The sequence below is a fragment of the Chryseobacterium lathyri genome (assembly GCF_019970085.1).
GTDB lineage: Bacteria > Bacteroidota > Bacteroidia > Flavobacteriales > Weeksellaceae > Chryseobacterium > Chryseobacterium lathyri.
This window is the reverse complement of record NZ_JAHXYG010000019.1, coordinates 1-458: the sequence shown is the minus strand read 5'-3', so window position 1 is coordinate 458 and position 458 is coordinate 1. Positions and strand designations below refer to the sequence as shown.

Below are 458 nucleotides of genomic sequence, written 5' to 3'. Positions count from 1 at the left end.
CTCCTGGGCAGGCGGAGCCATTTGCGCCCACTCCGCGTGGCTGAAGTAGTCATCAATGACGGAACTCATGCCGTCGACGACAATCCAGTTCGCTCCTTCGTCGATTTGTGGGCGTAGCTCGTCGAAAAATCGATTCTTGGTGATGTATGCACCAAGATGATCGAGTTCGTCGAACAAGAAGACTTCTTTTATCCCCGCTACTTCCTGACGGATGCGCAGGTAATGCATCAAGGCGCCGGCGTTCGGAAGGAACCGGCTGACTACCATCAGTTCGTCGATCGCCACTGAAATGGATGGGTATCGACCTAGGATCTGAGCAACGCCAGGCAGCTGTTTCCTGCTGGTGGAAAATGGAGAATATAACTCTACCGTCAGTCCAACGGGCAGTACGAGCCAAAAATCTGAGAGGCGGATTCGAGCAACCTCCTCGTAACGACCAGCATTTAACGCAAATAGCG

1 protein-coding gene is annotated in these 458 nt (G+C 53.1%); it reads right to left on the bottom strand.

Features of this window, described 5'->3' with window-relative positions:
* Positions 1-458, bottom strand: a 458-nt coding sequence (locus tag LC418_RS20860) for a hypothetical protein (RefSeq protein ID WP_223560516.1), incomplete at both ends; no start/stop codon positions are given.